Origin of the sequence: Photobacterium proteolyticum, from assembly GCF_001939735.1 — a bacterium.
GTDB lineage: Bacteria > Pseudomonadota > Gammaproteobacteria > Enterobacterales > Vibrionaceae > Photobacterium > Photobacterium proteolyticum.
Map to the genome: position 1 here is coordinate 1,412 of NZ_MJIL01000086.1, position 17,880 is coordinate 19,291.

Below are 17,880 nucleotides of genomic sequence, written 5' to 3' on the forward strand. Positions count from 1 at the left end.
GCGAAAGCGGCAGAAGAGGCCGAAGCTCAGGCGGCGGCGAAAGCGGCAGAAGAGGCTGAAGCGCAGGCGGCGGCGAAAGCGGCAGAAGAGGCCAAAGCGCAGGCGGCGGCGAAAGCGGCAGAAGAAGCTGAAGCCCAGGCTACCGAGCATACGTCGCAAGAAGCGGTTGTCGGTGAAACCACTGTTCACGAGCAGGAAAAACCGAAAAGTGAAGGCTTCTTTGCCCGCCTTATGCGCGGCCTCAAGAAGACTAAGACAAACTTTGGCACCGGTTTCATAAGTCTGTTCCGTGGCAAGAAGATTGATGACGATCTGTTCGAGGAGCTGGAAGAGCAGCTGCTGGTGGCCGATGTCGGTATGGACACCACGCTGAAAATCATTGAAAACCTGACTGAAAAAGCAGATCGCAAAGATCTTAAAGACGGTGAGGCGCTCTATGGATTGCTCAAAGACGAGCTGGGTGAGATGCTGGAGAAAGTCGAGCAGCCACTGGTCGTCGATACCAGCAAGAAGCCTTACGTGATCCTGATGGTCGGGGTCAACGGGGTGGGCAAAACTACCACGATTGGCAAGCTGGCCAAGCAATTCCAGGCTGAAGGCAAGTCTGTCATGCTGGCGGCCGGTGATACCTTCCGTGCAGCAGCAGTTGAGCAGTTGCAGGTATGGGGTGAGCGAAACAATGTGCCTGTCGTGGCCCAGCACACCGGAGCCGATAGTGCGTCAGTTATTTTTGATGCGATTGAGTCGGCCAGGGCCCGCAATGTGGATGTCGTGATTGCCGATACGGCAGGCCGTCTGCAGAACAAGGGCAACCTGATGGAAGAGCTGCGCAAGATTGTGCGCGTGATGAAGAAGGTTGATCCGCAGGCTCCGCATGAAATCATGCTGACCGTCGATGCCGGTACCGGCCAGAATGCGATCAGCCAGGCCAAATTGTTCAGCGAGGTTGCTCCGGTATCGGGGATAACGATCACCAAACTGGACGGTACGGCGAAAGGTGGGGTGATCTTTGCCGTGGCAGATCAGTTCAATATCCCAATTCGCTACATAGGTATTGGCGAAGGGATCGATGATCTGCGTCCGTTTGCTGCCAATGAGTTTATTGAAGCACTGTTTAGTGACGAGGAATAAGTCGTGATTCGGTTTCAGCAGGTAAGTAAGGCTTATCGTGGCGGGCGCCAGGCCCTGCAAAAAGTGGATTTCCATCTGCAACAGGCAGATATGGCGTTCTTGACCGGCCACTCCGGCGCCGGTAAGAGTACCCTGCTGAAACTGATCTGTGCGATTGAACGGCCGAGTGATGGCCAAATCTTTTTCAACGGTCATGAAATTACCCGGATTGATAATAAGCAGATCCCTTTTCTGCGCCGTAATATCGGGATTATTTTTCAGGACCACAAGCTGCTGATGGACCGCAGTGTCTATGACAACGTTGCGATGCCGTTGCGGATCGAGCTGGCATCGGAAAACGAGGTCAAGCGGCGAGTTTCGGCCGCGCTGGACAAAGTGGGTTTGCTCGACAAGGCTCGCTGCCTGCCGATGCAGCTGTCCGGCGGCGAGCAGCAGCGGGTGGGCATTGCCCGTGCGGTGGTAAACAAGCCGCGGCTGTTGCTGGCCGATGAACCAACGGGCAACCTCGATGCGGCACTGTCTCATCAGGTGATGCAGCTGTTTGAAGAGTTTAACCGGGTAGGGGTGTGTGTATTGATGGCAACCCATGATACTTCCTTGCTCACAACCCATAACTATCGCCGCTTTGATCTTCAGCAGGGGCATTTGAGGGAGGTAGCACGACGTGGCGCGTAAGCAAACGGGTTTCTTTGCGGTGCACAAACAGCAATGCAAGGGCGCACTGGTCGAGTTGATGCGACGTCCGCTTGGCAACATTCTGACCCTCGCAGTGCTGGCCTTTGCACTGACGCTGCCTGCCAGTTTTTACCTGCTGGCCAAAAATGTCACCCTGGTGGCACAGGCATGGCAAAACCCGACTCAGCTGACCCTGTATCTCGAACAGGGCACCCCGGCGTCGGCTGCTGCCCAGTTCAGTGAGCAGTTGCAGGGCTGGCCGGAGGTGGATTCGGTAAATTATATTTCTCCCCAGCAGGGGCTGGAAGATTTTCGCGAGCATGCCGGTTTTGATCAGGCACTAACCCTGCTGGACGAGAACCCGCTGCCGTCGGTGGTTGTGGTTCGCCCGGTGGCGGCATGGCAAAGCAATGACAAGGCGGTGGAGCTGGCAGCCAAGATCCGCAGTGAGCCGCAGGTCGATGAAGTGAGGCTGGACAGCGACTGGCTGCAGCGGCTGGCGGCCATTAAAGATCTGGCAATCACCATGGCATTGCTGATGTCGGGACTGATGCTATTTGCCGTTTTCCTGATTGTCGGCAACACATTGCGACTACAGGTGCAAAACCAGAAAGACGAAATTCAGGTGATGAAGCTGGTCGGTGCGACCGACAGTTTCATTCTTCGACCTTATCTCTATACCGGGGCCTGGTACGGCCTGATAAGCGGGACCGTGGCTTGGGTATTGACGGCGATTGTTACTATACTGCTGGATGGCGCGGTGGCAAAACTGGCGGCGCTGTATGACAGTAGTTTCCGCCTGGTAGGATTACGTTGGGACGAAACCCTGATTTTACTGATGATTGCCTCGTTCCTCGGTCTGCTTGCAGCACGTTTGTCTGCCGGACGCCATTTGAAAGAAATTGAACCTATCTGACGTTTTTGAATCTATAAATGGTGTAAATTACGCGACCGACTTGCAAAGGTGGCTGTTTTCTGGGCATCATTGCAGGTTCAGGTAATTTCCCATTGGTTTAAAAAACACACGAGGTTTGTTGAATGGCACAAGAGATGACTTCAATGGCTTTAGTTTCTGCCGATAGTCTGGATGGGTATATCCAGAGTGTTAACAGCTATCCGATGCTGTCGGCCGAGCAGGAACGCGAGTTAGCTGAGCGTCTGCATTATGATGGTGATATTAACTCGGCGAAAAAGCTGGTTATGTCCCACCTGCGCTTCGTTGTGCATGTTGCACGTGGCTATTCAGGCTACGGCCTACCAATGGCAGATTTGGTCCAGGAAGGTAATATCGGCTTGATGAAGGCGGTAAAGCGCTTTAATCCTGAAGTCGGGGTTCGCCTGGTGTCCTTTGCCGTCCACTGGATCAAGGCTGAAATTCATGAGTACGTGCTGCGTAACTGGCGTATCGTGAAAGTCGCAACCACCAAGGCTCAGCGTAAGTTGTTCTTTAACCTGCGTAAGTCCAAAAAGCGCCTCGGCTGGTTCAACAATGATGAAGTTCAGATGGTCGCCGAGCAGCTGGGTGTCGAGGCAAGCGAGGTCCGTGAGATGGAGTCGCGACTGGCGGCGCAGGATCCGACCTTCGAAATGCCGTCTGAAGATGATGATCGCGATAGCGGTTACACGGCACCGGTGTATTACCTCGAGGACAAGTCGTCCGATGTTGCCCTGAGTTATGAAGAGAACAACTGGGAAGCGCATGCCAATAACCGCTTGTCCCTTGCTTTGGGCAGTCTGGATGAGCGTAGCCAGCATATTGTCCGATCTCGCTGGTTAGATGAGCAGAAGACCACCTTGCAGGAGCTTGCTGATCATTATGGGGTTTCTGCCGAAAGGATCCGCCAGCTGGAGAAAAATGCGATGAAGAAACTGAAAGAAGCGGTCGGAGAGGCGATCTAAAGATCCTCGCAAACTATCCACAAAGATAAATTTTTGAAAACCGGCCTGGAGCCGGTTTTTTTCTGCCTGATTTCTGAGAGATACCTCACATTTGTGGGTAGAGCTGTGCACTACAAGGCTAGTTATCCACAGCTTTCGATCGGATCCGATCTACATGTAGTGGATCCAAATGCCGAGAAACACATTATCAACGCTATTCACAGTTTTTTCCACAGCTGGTGGTAAATTGATCAGTTGCTGGGGGCAGGGTTGTGGACCGTTGATCTGACGCCTTGTGGTGCCTGATGTTGCAGTGGGTTGCTAATGGCGGTTAAAGCCCTACTTTCTGTGCAAGGTTGTGAGTAACTTTGTGCGGTACAATAAATAGCAGCAAAAATACGGCTGGTATTTTTTGCCAGGATCCTGAACCGGGACGATCGTCACGTTTTCGGGGCTGTCGAGAAGATCCGGTCATTTGGATCAACAAAATAACCAAGCAGGCTATTGCGATAGGTAGCTTGCGCCAGACAGAGTGAGGCAGTCGATGGAACAGTTTGAGCATATTTCGGTAGAGCAGGCATATACATTATTACAACACGCCGATTCAGAGGCTGTACTGGTCGATATTCGCGATCCGCAGTCATTTGCCTTGTCACACCCGGAGCCTGCCTTCCACCTGACCAACGATACAGTGGTCGAGTTCATGAATGAGGTCGATTTCGAGCAACCTGTGATTGTCATGTGCTATCACGGTATTAGCAGCCAGGGGGCGGCACAATACTTGATTAATCAAGGCTACGAAACAGTGTATAGTCTTGATGGTGGTTTCGAGGCCTGGCGACGTCAGGCGTATCCTTGTATTCAGCAGGCGTAGTCTCTCAGAACGGAGTAATAGATGCATCGGTTAGCCGGATTAAACAATGCCCGCCAGGCCCAGGCCTTTATCGACTATATGGCGTCCCGCGGAATCGCCTTGGTATTGGCCCCGGAGCCGGAGGGAATGGTTGCTATCTGGCTGAAGGAATCCGAGCATCTGGTGGAAGCACAGGCTGAGCTCAATATGTTTTTGGCCAATCCGCACGACAGGAAATACCAGGCTGCTTCGTGGAAAGTCGCCGAATCGCGGACAGCGAAGTTTTACTACAATAGCCCGGGCCTGCTGGCTCTGGTCAAGTCCGGGGCAGGCCCTTTTGGCCTGATGGTCATGGTCGTTGCCATTGGTATCTACGGACTTTGGCTGTTCGGGTTACAGCAGCCAGTCTTCGAGCTGCTTCATTTTCCGGTTATGAATGGCGATCAGTGGCAGGTATGGCGTTTTTTCTCCCATGCTCTTATCCATTTTTCGACGGTGCATATTATATTTAACTGTCTGTGGTGGTGGCTTCTGGGCGGGCAGCTCGAGCGCCACAGCGGGAGCTCAAAACTGATTCAGGTGTTTCTCGTTTCAGCTCTGATCTCCGGTTTTGCCCAGTTTTGGCTCCATGGGCCGAATTTTGGCGGTCTGTCTGGTGTGGTCTATGCGTTGATGGGCTACATCTGGTGGATGGGCTGGCTGGCACCGCAACGGGGATTGGTGCTCCCTAATTCATACGTCGTTTTCATGTTGGTTTGGCTGGTACTGGGCTTTGCCCAGCCGTTTGGGATGTCAGTCGCCAATATGGCACACTTGTTTGGCTTGTTCAGTGGTTGTGGTTTGGCGCTTGTCGATGCCAAGCTGCATAAAAAGGCGAATAATTAACCACTATTAAGATCAAGCCTGTCAGCCTTAGTTAACTTAATCTGTTGATCGGCCTGCCTGTATCAATTTTTTATGAAAAAATTAGAGTAAAAGCACCAAAGCTGGAAATTAAATCTTCGTTTTTGATTCTTTTCACATTTATTTATCTTCATTCGCGCAATAATTTGCATACCTTGAGCGATATTGCTTATTTTCGCTCGCCCTATATGCGTTTACGCAAACCATCGCTAAAACAACAACAACATTTTTAAGGAACATCTTATGTTTGGCATTTTTAAACCCGCCTTGCATACGGAGCGTCTGGCTGATGGCCAGGTCGATCCCGTCTACAAGCGACTCCGTTGGCAACTATTCGCTGGTATTTTCTTTGGCTATGCCGGTTACTACCTGGTTCGTAAAAACTTTAGTCTGGCAATGCCTTTCCTGATTGAGGAATACGGCTATAGCCGTGGTGATCTGGGTGTGGCTCTGGCGGCTGTTTCCATCGCCTACGGTTTGTCTAAGTTCTTGATGGGTAGTGTCTCTGACCGCTCTAACCCAAGGTATTTCCTTGCTGCCGGTTTGACGATGTCGGCCATAGTGATGCTGTGCTTCGGCTTTATGCCATGGGCGACCGGCAGTATTGCCGCCATGTTCATCCTGTTGTTCCTTAATGGCTGGTTCCAGGGCATGGGTTGGCCGGCCTGTGGGCGGACAATGGTGCACTGGTGGTCACGCAAAGAGCGTGGTGAGGTGGTATCGGTATGGAACGTTGCCCACAACGTGGGTGGTGGTCTGATTGGTCCTATGTTCCTGCTTGGTTTGTGGGCATTCAATGATGACTGGCGTACGGCCTTCTACGTACCGGCTTTCTTTGCCTTGCTGGTGGCAGCCTTTACCCTGTTGGTGATGCGTGATACCCCGCAGTCTTGTGGCCTGCCTTCGATTGAAGAGCATAAGAATGATTACCCGGACAACTACGATGAATCTCATGAGAAAGAGATGACCGCGAAGGAAATCTTCTTCAAGTATGTGTTTAACAACAAGCTGTTGTGGTTCATTGCGATTGCCAATGCGTTCGTTTACCTGATCCGCTACGGTGTGCTTGACTGGGCTCCGGTATACCTGAGTGAAGTCAAAGACTTCACCGTTGATAAGTCTTCCTGGGCTTACTTCCTGTACGAGTGGGCAGGTATTCCGGGTACGCTGCTGTGTGGCTGGATGTCGGATAAGTTCTTCAAGGGACGTCGTGCTCCTGCCGGTATTCTGTTTATGGCGCTGGTTACCGTGGCTGTCCTGGTCTACTGGTTCAACCCGGCCGGTAACCCGATGATTGATATGATGGCACTGGTTGCTATCGGCTTCCTGATTTATGGTCCGGTAATGCTGATTGGTCTGTACGCACTGGAACTGGCTCCGAAGAAAGCGGCGGGTACTGCTGCAGGCCTGACTGGTTTGTTTGGTTACCTGGGTGGTGCGGTCGCTGCGAATGCGATTCTGGGCTACACCGTTGACCACTTCGGTTGGGACGGCGGCTTCCTGGTACTGACCTCGGCTTGTGGCCTGTCTATCTTCTTCCTGACACTGGCATTGATCGGTGAAAGTAAGCTTCACAAAGAAGCTATTGCAGGACAAGTAGAGCAAAATGCGTGATTGAGATCGCCATCATTGGCATCTTGGTAACGCTCTAGGTAATATGACAAGGCTTCGCATTCGCGGAGCCTTGTTGCAACTAGGAGCAGCGTTAGTCGTGAAGCAAAGCAAACGTCACCAGGAAATCATCGATCTCGTTAAAACCCAGGGCTACGTCAGCACTGACGATCTGGTAGAGCGTTTTAATGTCAGCCCGCAAACTATTCGTCGCGATCTCAATGAATTGGCAGCAGATAACAAAATTCGCCGTCATCATGGAGGCGCCACCATCCCGTCAAGCTCGGTAAACACGTCATACAGCACCCGTAAAGTGATGCAGCTGGCCGAGAAAGACTGTATTGCCAAGGCCATGGTGGAGCATATTCCTGATGGTGCCACCCTGTTTATCGATATCGGGACCACACCTGAAGCCGTAGCCCGTGCTTTGCTTGAGCATAACGACCTGCGCATCGTAACCAACAACCTGAATGTTGCCAGTATCCTGACCGGCAAAGATGACTTTCGCGTTATCTTGGCGGGCGGAGAGGTCCGTAACCGGGACGGTGGTATTGTTGGTGAGGCGACGCTCGACTTTATTTCGCAGTTCAGGCTGGACTTCGGCATCATGGGGATCAGCGGGATTGATCTGGATGGTTCCCTGCTGGACTTCGACTACCATGAAGTGCGGGTAAAGCAGGCAATTATCGAAAACAGTCGTTGTGTCATGCTGGGTGTCGACCATACCAAGTTTGGCCGTAATGCGATGGTCAACCTTGGTGATATCAGTCAGATCGATATGCTGTTTACGGATCAGAATCCGCCTGAAGAGCTGGCTAAGCGTCTGGTTGAAAATGAAATTCACATCGAAATTATCAATTAGGTGGGATCAGCCTAGTCGCTGACAGCTAATTAAATCAACATCATAGCTGCGGGCTGCCATAATGGCAGCCCGTTTTTTTGTGTCAAAATTGTTACTCCCATCGCTTCGGTGTAACAACTCGAAAATAAAAATGATGATCTTCCGCAAAATCTCGTCTATTATGCTCGATAACGAACATTTATGAGCGTTTGTGAACTTTTTATTTTCGATTGAGGTGGTGGTATGAGGGTAGCAGCAACTGAAGTATTGGATCTGATTGTCGTCGGTGGCGGGATTAACGGTGCAGGTATCGCGGCCGATGCGGCCGGACGTGGCTTACGGGTCGGGCTGTTTGAGGCCAGTGACTTTGCGTCTGCAACGTCATCTGCCAGCTCCAAGTTGATCCATGGCGGCTTGCGCTACCTCGAACATTATGAGTTTCGTTTGGTGGGTGAGGCACTGGCAGAGCGCGAGGTGTTGCTGCGCAAAATTCCGCATATTGCCCGTCCGATGCGATTCCGCCTGCCACATCGTCCCCACCTGCGCCCGGCCTGGATGATCCGTGCCGGTCTGTTTCTTTATGATCACCTGGGCAAGCGGACGACACTGCCGGCGAGCCAGGGGCTGAAGTTTGGTCCGGAGTCAGTATTGGTACCTGAAATTACCAAGGGGTTCGAATATTCTGATTGCTGGGTTGATGATGCCCGCCTGGTGGTACTCAATGCGATGGAAGTGGCTGCTCGTGGTGGTGAGGTGCGTAACCGTTGCAAGGTGGAGAAGGCTGAGCAGCATGATGATCTTTGGCAAGTCACCATCCGCGATATGCTGACTGGCGAGACATTCGAGCGTAAGGCGCATGCACTGGTTAATGCCGCAGGCCCGTGGGTGAAGGCATTTTACGATCAGAGTCTGGAGGCGCCGTCTCCGCGCAATATCCGCCTGATCAAGGGGTCGCATATTGTCGTTCCCCGTGTTCACGACGAACCTCAGGCGTATATTCTACAGAACGAGGATAGCCGCATTGTTTTTGTGATCCCTTATTTGGACCGGTTCTCGATTATCGGCACGACTGATGTCGAGTATCAGGGTGATTCGCGTGAAGTGGCGATTGACGATAATGAGATCAACTACTTGCTTGAAGCGTATAACCATCACTTCGTCAGCAAGCTCAAACGTGAGGACGTGGTCTGGACTTACAGCGGAGTAAGGCCGCTTTGTGATGATGAGTCAGACTCACCGCAGGCCATTACCCGTGATTACACACTGGAGCTGGAGCAGGAAGGTAACCAGCCGCCGCTGCTGTCGATCTTCGGTGGCAAGCTGACGACATACCGCAAGCTGGCTGAGGCGGCAATGACCAAGCTGGCACCGTTCTTTCCGCGTATGGGTAAGAGCTGGACGGCAGAGTCCTATCTGCCGGGTGGCGAGGCTGATTTTGACGGTGAGCAATTGGCAACCCACCTGAAAATGCAATGCCCGTGGCTGTCGCGTTTTACCGTGGAGCGTCTGGCAACCAACTACGGTAGCTATGCGGTTAAGGTCCTTGAAGGGGTGACGTCAGAATCTGATATGGGGCGGCACTTTGGCGAAGGGCTGTATGCCCGCGAGCTGGACTATTTGATGGAGCATGAATTTGTTCAGGTTGCCGAGGATGCACTGTGGCGCCGCAGCAAGCTTGGTTTGTACCTAAGCACCGAGCAGCAACTGGCCGTGGCAGACTATATTCAGGCAAAGCGGCCATCACACACGGTAGCTGCGGCATAGCCAACAGTTCCGAATAGTAAAAAGGCGCTCGATGAGCGCCTTTTTTAGTTGGAATTCGGGGTAACGGCTTACTGATACAGGTACTTGGTAAACAGTAGCTCGGTGAGGATACGTTGTCTTGTTTCCATGATCAGCAATTCATTGACTTTGTTCAGGCAGGCCTGGCGAATTTCCTCTCTGCCGGCTAAGGATTTGATCCTGGCTTCGGGCTGCTGACCGATAATGTTGATAATGGCATCGCGGATCAGCGGTGCATGGTGCTCCAGCTTGGCGATCAAATCCGGATCGGACACCATCAGGTCAACCTGTAGTCTCAGGTAGCCGATTTTCTTCCCTTGGGTGACATAGTTGGTGGTGATGTCAGGCTCAAGAGTAAAATATGTATATTGAGGGGTTGCCGTTTCGGCATCTTCAGCCGAGGCATAAAATGGGGCCAGCAGGGCTGCAATAAATAGGGTGAAGCCAAAGATTGTCGGTTTCATTATTTTACTCATGGATTTACAGCCTTTTCAGGCAATGAATTACTTTCTTTCGATCGTAACGATATTCGTACCCGTTACAGCTTGCTACAATAGTGTTTCCTTATGGTAATAAATTAACCTGATTCTACCAAGTGTTAGATAACAGTTTGGTGGGGTTTATATTAGAAAGATGTCGAAATTCAAGCAGTTGTATAAGCCCTTGCTGGATCGTGCCCAGTGGCAGGCACCGGAAGAGACAGCCTTGGAAGGGACAGGGTTTGGGCATTGGTTGCTAGAACCGGATTCATTGTCACGACGTTTTCAGCGTCATTGTGACCACTTCACGGTGTCTTTGATTGAACAGACAAGAATTCATAAGTCACAGTTATCGGACGATGAAAGGGCATTGATCGGTGATGTTGACTGCCTGTTGCGTAAAGTGGTGCTGATGGGAGACGGGATCCCCTGGGTGTTTGCCCGCACGCTGATCCCGGCGTCGACGCTGACCGGACAGGAGAGTGATTTGGAACAGCTTGGCGAAATGCCGCTAGGGCTTCGGGTGTTCACCGATCGTAGTGCCCGCCGGGATGCACTGGTTGTCGCCAACGTCGGTACTTGTAACGACCCTCTATGGGCCCGACGCTCGAGGCTGTGGATTAACGAAAAACCGTTACTGGTCGCGGAGCTGTTTCTGGAAGCGGCCCCGGTCTATGCAAAGGAGAGTCAGAGTTGGAACTGAGCAAAGCAAAAGCGTATTGGCAACTGGCACGGTTTGACCGCCCCATCGGCAGTCTGCTACTGCTTTGGCCGACGCTATGGGCATTGTTTCTGGCGGCTGACGGGTTTCCCAATCCGCAGGTCTTGGTCGTATTCGTTTTCGGCGTGATTTTTATGCGGGCGGCAGGTTGTGTGATTAACGATTTTGCGGATCGGAATTTTGATGGGCACGTCAAGCGTACGGCCCAGCGCCCGATGCCTTCAGGCAAGATCACGGAGCGGGAGGCGCTCGGCCTGTTTGGTTTGCTGGTTCTGGTTTCGTTCTTGCTGGTGCTGACCATGAATAAGCTGACCATTATGCTGTCGGTGGTCGGTTTGCTGCTGGCTGCTGCCTATCCGTTTATGAAGCGCTATACCCACTTGCCTCAGTTGGTACTGGGGATGGCGTTTGGCTGGTCTATCCCAATGGCCTACGCGGCGCAGGCCGGCGAGTTGCCTGCCGTTGCCTGGCTGTTGTTTGTTGCCAATATTTTGTGGACCGTTGCCTATGATACCCAGTATGCGATGGTGGATCGTGATGATGATCTGAAGGTCGGCATTAAGTCGACGGCAATTTTGTTTGGCCGTTCCGATAAAATCATTGTCGGGCTGCTGCAGCTCGGGGCCTTGGTTCTGCTCATTGCGATAGGTGCCATGATGGGATTGCATCAGTTGTACTACTGGTTTTTGCTCCTGGCTGCTGGCCTGTTTGTCTACCAGCAGATGCTGATCCGCGAGCGCGAGCGCGATCCGTGCTTCAAGGCGTTTCTCAATAATAACTATGTCGGTATGCTGGTGTGCATCGGTATTGGTGCCGGTGTGAGCCTGGGGTAATGCCCTGTTACGGATGATAAAAAGCGCCGAAAGGCGCTTTTTTTATGTCTGGATTCTAGTGGGATGAGGGGGCCGCTGTGGCGGAGCATCTCGTGGGAAGGTTTTTGACTTCAGGTGACCCAAAAGCTGTACAAGCTGTCAGGGGGCAGTTTGCTTTATTGATGTGTTGTCTTTGCTATGTTTAAAAACAATAACTTAGAATTTTCCTTGCCGTCTGAGCAGCTTTTCGAGCAATTGTGCTACGGTAGGTAAAAAGCTGTTCATGCTGCACTCTTTTCTCTGTCATACAAGTTGGCGGGCTTTGGGATAGGTAACATGGCTTAGGTAACATGGCTGCACAGTGTTGATGGCCTTGGCCGTTGTCGGCAAAGCTAAAAAAAGCTGGCCTGCGAGGCCAGCTTTTTGTCTGTGGGATAAGTTGGGCCCGATGCGGGTTAGGCGCTCGGTTCAACCTCTTCGACTTTGTCTTCCCGGTTCATCACGGCCTGAATGGTCAGTTTGATTTCCGGAGAAACCAGGGCGGCGAGTAGTTCGGCCAGGGTTTCAACCGGGCGGGACACCGCATGGCATTCATCGTTGAGATAGCCTTCGCTACGCAGCGTCTTGACCAATGTGGCGAATACCCCTTTGTCAAAGAATTCCGGTGCATTGATACCATGGAGTCGGCTCAGGCGCTGGGCCATCATCTGGCTTTGCAGTTCCAGATCGCTCTTCATCAACTGAGGCTCGGAACGCAGTAGCGTAAGGGCGATAGCATAACGCTGAAGGGTTTCCGAGATGGTACGTGCCAGTAGCTGCAGCGGACCGATACGGGCATTGTTCAGCTCAATGTACTCACCGTCACTCAGTACCAGGCGCTGGCGTACCAGTTCCGCTACCTGACTGTCGATGATCTCACCAAGCGATTCCTTATCGTGACGCAGGAAGAGCTCGGCCTTGAGGAACGGATACAGCAGTTCGACCTGCTGGCGGAGCGCTTGCAGGCTCAGGCGCTGGTGCTGAACCACGATATGGGCGATCAGTGACGGCAGGGCGAACAGATGAATAATATTGTTGCGATAGTAAGTCATCAAAATCGATTGCTGACGGTCAAGGGAGATGATATCCCCAAGGCTGTCACGCTCGACAATAAACTTGTCCATTTCGACGGCATGCGCAACCAGGGTCGCTGCGTCTGACTCCGGCATGGTGCATTGCTCGGAATACGGCACATTGCGCAGTAGCTGCAGGTAGCAGTCGATTTGCTGTTCCAGTTCCTCGCGGCTCAGGGCACGTTGGCGGGCTGCCAAGAGTGCCAGTGCACACAGGGTCAGGGCATTGGTTGCCGCTGCATCATTGATGTGGGTCATCATCTTGTTGGCCAGGTCGTTGACCACCGGGTTGAGCCATTGTGGTCGCTGCGGTTCAATCGGATCGATGTCCTGGTGCCATTCCGGAGCATTCTCGTTGAGGTAATGGTTCAGGGAAATTGGCTCACCGAAGTTAACATAGCCCTGGCCGAGGTTGCGCAACTTGCGCAGGGTACGTAGTACCTGCCCGACATTTTCCTTTTCCTTGCGCTTGCCGCGCAGTTCCTTGGCATAGGTGGCTACTTCCATTACGTGCTCGTAGCCGATATAGACAGGGACCAGGGTAACCGGGCGGTTCAGGCCACGCAGCATTGCCTGGATGGTCATCGACAGCATACCGGTTTTGGCCGGCAGCAGGCGCCCGGTGCGAGAGCGGCCGCCTTCACTGAAGTATTCAACGGAATAGCCCTTGGCAAACAGCTCTGCCAGGTATTCGCGGAACACGGTTGAATACAGGCGGTTGCCCTTGAAGCTGCGGCGAATAAAGAAGGCGCCGCCACGTCGGAAGATCGGTCCGGCCGGGAAGAAGTTCAGGTTGATACCGGCTGCAATGTGCGGCGGTACCAGGCCTTCGCGGTAAAGCACGTAGGACAGTAGCAGGTAGTCCATGTGGCTGCGGTGGCAGGGCACATAGACAATTTCGTGGCCGTCCTGGGCCAGCTTCCTGACGCGCTGGGCATTGTGGATGTTCAGGCCCTGATAGAGCTTGTTCCACAGCCAGCCGAGGAAGCGCTCACCGCGCTTGATCAGCGAGTAGGAGAAATCTGCCGCAATTTCTTCCATCATATCAATGGCTTCTTTGCGGACCTTTTCAACAGGAACATCGCGGCTTTGGGCTTCTTCAGCCACGACCTTTTCAATGGCCTTGGAGGCCAGCAGGCGTTTGAACAGCACATGGCGGTCCGGTAGCTTAGGACCGGAAGCGGCCAGCTGCTGACGCGAGAAGTGGATTTTGGCCACCCGTGCCAGTTTGTGGGCGATGGAGTCATCGGTACCGTGGTGATCCGCCATGTAACGCAGGGAAACCGGGGTGCTCAGGCGCACCATACAGTCTCGGCCGCGACCCACGATAGTGAAGAACTTTTCCGGACCGTTGAGCGGTCGCAGAATCGGCTTCTGGTTTTCTTCCTTGCCGGGTTTGCGGCCCCAGAGAATCGCCGCCGGAACCACCTGGAGATCGAGCTCGGCATCCTGCTTGTGCTGTTCAAGCAGTGCGGTAAACAAATCGATGGATTCTTGCGGGAGCTCGCCGTCTGAGCCGAATACGCTTGGACCGTCGGAGATATAGACATAGCGTTTGTACGGCTTGCCGTCGATTTCCAGCGGTGCCAGCGGATCGGGCAGTCCCAGCTCCTCGGTACTGCTGCGCAGCGTCATCAGATCGGTATTGGAACGAAACGGTAGAATATAGATAATCGGTCGTTCTAAATCGAGTTCCAGATCAGCGACCGGATCAGAAGGTATTGAATGGGTTTTAACCAGCAGAGAAAGCGGCAAATTCAATAATTTTCGATAGATTTTCTGCCAACTTGACATATCTTTTACTAGCCTCGAATTCTTAATGCGAGGCAAGGATAGCAGAAAATGCGTGTCGTTTTGCAGCGATATACCACATACTTGCAGTTAAATATCACTTTGAAAGACATTTTCTACTAGGTCGCCGGGTTAGTTTTTGCCTATTTGTCGGTTAACCGGTTTTGACGGCAAACCATGACGAAAACCGGGCCTGTTGACCCCAGGTCAGACTTTCTGGGCAGGTAACGGAATCGAGGAAAATTGCTCTTTTCGTAAACAATTGTCTTTTCAACTTTGTTAACACTGGATATACTCACAGTGAACTGTATAAAAAGACAGGGTGAGTCATGAAGCCGTTAACGCCGCGCCAACAAGAAGTCTTTGATTTGATCAAAGCAAAAATTGAAGATTCTGGAATGCCGCCTACACGCGCTGAAATAGCCCGTGAACTTGGCTTCCGTTCTGCCAATGCTGCCGAGGAGCACCTTAAAGCACTGGCCCGCAAAGAAGTGATAGAGATTATTCCGGGGGCATCCCGCGGGATCCGCCTGCTTGTTAATAATGACGATGTCTCAGAGCAGGGCCTGCCGCTGATCGGCCAGGTGGCTGCGGGTGAGCCTATTCTGGCTCAGGAGCATGTCGAGACACACTACGAGGTGGATCCGGCGCTGTTTAAGCCACGTGCCGACTTCCTGCTTCGGGTCAATGGCATGAGTATGAAAGATATCGGCATTATGGATGGCGATCTACTGGCCGTGCATAAGACCCAGGATGTCCATAATGGCCAGGTCGTTGTCGCCCGTGTCGAGGATGATGTGACTGTAAAACGCCTCGAGAAAAAGGGTGCCCAGGTACTGCTGCATGCGGAAAACGAGGAGTTTGCCCCGATAGTCGTTGACCTGAACCATCAGCAGCTATCGATTGAAGGCATTGCTGTTGGTGTGATCCGCAATGCTGACTGGATGTAGTTTTTTGTCCGGTAACAGCCTCTGCCAGCAGCATATAATTCACGAATATTGCGCTACGTGAAAAACGGCTCATTATTTGTGTAGAATACTTTGCAATAGCTAATGATAGTCATTATCATCTCCGAACGATCAGATGGAGGTGATAATGACCAACTCTTCCCGGTACCACATACCTACTGCCTTGCTCCAACCTCTCTGGCTGCGTAGCCGCGAGAGCCTGGAGGATGATGGTCTGATCTATGATCCAGTTGCTGCTGCCGCGTGCAGCCAGTGCTACCTCAAGCCGGACTGCCTGTCGGGTAATGTCACCGAGCGCCAGCTGCTTCATGCGACCCTGACCCTGCAATGTGACCGTCAGGTGCAGCAATTCTTGCGCCGTCACCCCAACGGCTGGATCATCAATGTCGGGGCCGGTCTCGATACCCGTTTTTATCGTCTCGACAACGGCCGTTGCCGCTGGTTCGAGCTAGACACTGACGAGAACCTGTTATGGCGTGAACGCTTGTTCCACCGCAGTGAACGCTACACGATGCGTCCCGGCTCTGTGACCGATCTCTCCTGGCTTAAGTCACTGCCTGCAATGAATAATGCGCCGGTAATGCTGCTTTGCGATCAGGCCCTGCTGCAGTGCAGTGGCAGTGAGCTGGTGCATTTTGTCCAGCGAATTGGCTGTCATTTTAGTCAGATTGAGGTTTGTCTGGTGGTTGCCGGCGATCGTTGTGGCTCGGCAATTGCGACCAGGATGGGAGCGGGCGATTATCGTCATGGCTATAAGGATCCGGTCCGTCAGGTCTTGAACTGGCTGCCCTGGGCAGAACTGATCAGCAGCCACAGTCCGCTGGACCACGACTGTACTCGTTGGCGGTCATGGCAGCGCTGGATCGCAAAAATTCCTAGTTTAAAATATCGCCTGACACCGGTATTGGTACATTTCCGCTTGTAGATTCGTACTTTGTCCTACGAACACCCTCTCTACGCCTGTCTTTTGACTGTGATACCTCTTTTGCGCACTTGATTTTTTTCCGTGTAATTTATTGCTCCTTTTTTCGATCCTGTCCTAAGTTAAATGTAAACAAAGTGTTACTTGGTTCGCACTATTTTGCCCATCAAAAGAGGGACCAGTGCATTTATTGACCTGCTCTTGAAGTAAATCAGGACGATGGAAAGGAGGGATCCGGGTGAAGAATCGCCATTTGATCTGGGGATCACTGGTTGCGGCGCTGTCGCTGCCCGTGGTAGCCGAAACCGAAACAATGCGCTTGAACATGACGCAGGGTGTCACTGAGGTGAGCCAGCGTGTGTTTGATCTCCATATGACCATTCTCTATATCTGCATTGTCATTGGTGTGGTGGTATTTGGTGTGATGTTCTGGGCCATCATTCACCACCGCAAATCCAAAGGGGCCGTGGCCGCCTCCTTCCATGAAAGTACCAAGGTCGAAATCCTCTGGACCATCATTCCCTTCGCGATCCTGATTGTGATGGCGATACCGGCTACCAATACATTGCTGGCAATGGAAGATACCTCTGAATCCGATCTGACTATTCAGGTCACTGGTTCGCAGTGGAAATGGCACTATAGCTATTTCGGCGAAGATGTTGAATTTTACTCGCTGTTAGCAACAACAACAGCACAGATCGAGAACCAACGTGAAAAGCGGGATAATTACCTGCTCGAGGTCGACAGGCCGTTGGTGGTGCCGATCGGCAAGAAAGTGCGCTTTTTGATCACCTCGCAGGACGTGATCCACTCTTGGTGGGTGCCTGACTTTGCGGTGAAGAAAGATGCCAACCCGGGCTTTATCAACGAGGCCTGGACCCGGATAGACAAACCGGGCATCTATCGCGGCCAGTGTGCCGAGCTATGTGGCAAGGACCATGGTTTTATGCCGATTGTGGTGATTGCCAAGCCGCAGGCCGAATATGACCAGTGGCTGCAGGCAACTAAAATCGCCCAGCAGGAGGCGTATGAAGAAGAACAACGGTTGCTGGCAATGGAAATGTCGATGGACGAGCTGATGGAGCTGGGTGAACAGGTCTACGGTACCCGCTGTGCGATGTGCCATCAGATCAATGGTAACGGGATCCCCGGTGCCTTTCCTGGCCTTGCCGGTCAGGGCGTGTCTGTCGATCCGGCGAAAAAGCTCGAGCATATCAGTGTTGTCGTCCACGGCAAGAGCGGTACGGCCATGCAGGCCTTCGGGCCGCAGCTGAGCCTGAAGCAGCTGGCGGCGGTAATTACCTATGAGCGTAATGCCTGGGGCAACAATACGGGCGAGACGGTTCAGGCGGCAGAAGTTCAGGCTGTCCTCAATGGTGAAGAGCTTTAAGGGAGATTGAG

16 protein-coding genes are annotated in these 17,880 nt (G+C 52.5%); 14 read left to right on the forward strand and 2 right to left on the reverse strand.

All coding sequences use genetic code 11. From position 1 onward, the window contains the following. The 9 genes from ftsY to glpD all read left to right on the forward strand — a co-directional run. Positions 1–1,131: signal recognition particle-docking protein FtsY (gene ftsY, locus BIT28_RS17980; protein ID WP_175577560.1), on the forward strand; the 1,131-nt coding region annotated here is incomplete at its 5' end. A 3-nt stretch (positions 1,132–1,134) separates the two neighbouring features. Then, positions 1,135–1,806: a cell division ATP-binding protein FtsE gene (gene ftsE / locus BIT28_RS17985; RefSeq protein WP_075766261.1), complete on the forward strand. Its 672-nt coding sequence runs from the start codon at positions 1,135–1,137 to the stop codon at positions 1,804–1,806. After that, positions 1,796–2,722, forward strand: coding sequence for a permease-like cell division protein FtsX (ftsX, locus tag BIT28_RS17990; RefSeq protein ID WP_075766263.1), 927 nt, complete (start codon positions 1,796–1,798; stop codon positions 2,720–2,722). The genes ftsE and ftsX overlap by 11 nt, the downstream gene beginning before the upstream one ends. 122 nt (positions 2,723–2,844) lie before the next feature. Beyond that, positions 2,845–3,705 (forward strand): RNA polymerase sigma factor RpoH, encoded by an 861-nt coding sequence (gene rpoH, locus BIT28_RS17995; protein ID WP_075766265.1) that lies wholly within the window; start codon positions 2,845–2,847, stop codon positions 3,703–3,705. A gap of 523 nt (positions 3,706–4,228) precedes the next feature. After that, on the forward strand, positions 4,229–4,558 hold the full coding sequence (gene glpE, locus BIT28_RS18000) for a thiosulfate sulfurtransferase GlpE (protein WP_075766267.1): 330 nt from the start codon (positions 4,229–4,231) through the stop codon (positions 4,556–4,558). Between the two features lie 21 nt (positions 4,559–4,579). Continuing rightward, positions 4,580–5,422, forward strand: coding sequence for a rhomboid family intramembrane serine protease GlpG (gene glpG, locus BIT28_RS18005; protein ID WP_075766269.1), 843 nt, complete (start codon positions 4,580–4,582; stop codon positions 5,420–5,422). Between the two features lie 261 nt (positions 5,423–5,683). Continuing rightward, on the forward strand, positions 5,684–7,054 hold the full coding sequence (glpT, locus tag BIT28_RS18010) for a glycerol-3-phosphate transporter (protein ID WP_075766271.1): 1,371 nt from the start codon (positions 5,684–5,686) through the stop codon (positions 7,052–7,054). 97 nt (positions 7,055–7,151) lie between these two features. Beyond that, positions 7,152–7,913, forward strand: coding sequence for a DeoR/GlpR family transcriptional regulator (locus BIT28_RS18015; protein ID WP_075766273.1), 762 nt, complete (start codon positions 7,152–7,154; stop codon positions 7,911–7,913). A gap of 222 nt (positions 7,914–8,135) precedes the next feature. Next, the gene (gene glpD, locus BIT28_RS18020; RefSeq protein ID WP_075766275.1) at positions 8,136–9,656 is read left to right on the forward strand and encodes a glycerol-3-phosphate dehydrogenase; all 1,521 of its coding nucleotides are present in this window, start codon (positions 8,136–8,138) and stop codon (positions 9,654–9,656) included. Between the two features lie 68 nt (positions 9,657–9,724). Here glpD and BIT28_RS18025 read toward each other — a convergent pair whose 3' ends face one another. Next, positions 9,725–10,150, reverse strand: coding sequence for a flagellar basal body-associated protein FliL (locus BIT28_RS18025; protein WP_425439643.1), 426 nt, complete (start codon positions 10,148–10,150; stop codon positions 9,725–9,727). Between the two features lie 157 nt (positions 10,151–10,307). On the opposite strand from BIT28_RS18025, the gene BIT28_RS18030 reads away from it, so the two are divergent. Next, a complete protein-coding gene (locus BIT28_RS18030) occupies positions 10,308–10,856 on the forward strand; it encodes a chorismate--pyruvate lyase family protein (RefSeq protein ID WP_075766277.1) in 549 nt (182 codons plus the stop codon). Then, positions 10,847–11,707: a 4-hydroxybenzoate octaprenyltransferase gene (gene ubiA / locus BIT28_RS18035; RefSeq protein ID WP_075766279.1), complete on the forward strand. Its 861-nt coding sequence runs from the start codon at positions 10,847–10,849 to the stop codon at positions 11,705–11,707. The genes BIT28_RS18030 and ubiA overlap by 10 nt, the downstream gene beginning before the upstream one ends. 434 nt (positions 11,708–12,141) lie before the next feature. Here the strand turns inward: ubiA and plsB are convergent, their stop codons facing one another. After that, positions 12,142–14,592, reverse strand: a complete 2,451-nt coding sequence (plsB, locus tag BIT28_RS18040; protein WP_075766281.1) for a glycerol-3-phosphate 1-O-acyltransferase PlsB — start codon at positions 14,590–14,592, stop codon at positions 12,142–12,144. Positions 14,593–14,918: 326 nt separating this feature from the next. On the opposite strand from plsB, the gene lexA reads away from it, so the two are divergent. From lexA to coxB, 3 genes are all read left to right on the forward strand, one after another. Beyond that, positions 14,919–15,539 carry a transcriptional repressor LexA gene (gene lexA, locus BIT28_RS18045; protein WP_075766283.1) on the forward strand — a complete coding sequence of 207 codons (621 nt, stop codon included), beginning with the start codon at positions 14,919–14,921 and terminating at the stop codon, positions 15,537–15,539. Between the two features lie 145 nt (positions 15,540–15,684). Continuing rightward, positions 15,685–16,482, forward strand: coding sequence for a class I SAM-dependent methyltransferase (locus tag BIT28_RS18050; RefSeq protein ID WP_075766285.1), 798 nt, complete (start codon positions 15,685–15,687; stop codon positions 16,480–16,482). Positions 16,483–16,747: 265 nt separating this feature from the next. Then, positions 16,748–17,869 carry a cytochrome c oxidase subunit II gene (gene coxB / locus BIT28_RS18055; RefSeq protein WP_245823772.1) on the forward strand — a complete coding sequence of 374 codons (1,122 nt, stop codon included), beginning with the start codon at positions 16,748–16,750 and terminating at the stop codon, positions 17,867–17,869. Positions 17,870–17,880 lie beyond the last annotated feature (11 nt).